Genomic DNA, 492 nt, shown 5'->3' with positions numbered 1-492 from the left:
TTCATGGGCATCGGCATCAGTTGAGGTAATGTTGCCAGAGATCACACTGCCATCTTCAGCCGCACTCTGGGCTTGGATCTGATCCAGGACAGGCGCATCGTTAGTCCCGGTTAAGGTGATGACAAGATTTTTCGTGTCACTAGCTCCAGCCAAATCTGTAAGAGTTACCGGAATTGTAATTGTTTGCACATCGCCTTGGGCTAAATGATTGTAGCTGCTGTGACTGGAGTCAAAGCTATAGCTACCATCTTGTTTCAGCACAAAACCGTCGACACTCGGGGAAGAAAAGCTAACTCGGTCGTGGTTATCTATTTCATGGACAAAGATTGTTCCTGTTGTTAGCGTCGTATCGCCTTCATGTGCTGCTTGAGCTGTAATAGAGGTGATCTCCGGCGCATCGTTAGTGCCCGTCACGTCAATCGTTATCGTTTGCTGTACCGGTGTGCCGCTGCTGTCTGTGGCCGTGACAGTAAAGTGTTCTGTCACCTGTTG

The 492-nt window shown here is 49.0% G+C and carries 1 protein-coding gene; it reads right to left on the bottom strand.

Features of this window, described 5'->3' with window-relative positions:
• A partial coding sequence (locus tag A3738_RS11105) for a VCBS domain-containing protein (protein WP_197473819.1) occupies positions 1-492 on the bottom strand: 492 nt, incomplete at both ends.

Source organism: Oleiphilus sp. HI0066, from assembly GCF_001635725.1.
This window is presented reverse-complemented; position numbering and strand designations above follow the sequence as displayed.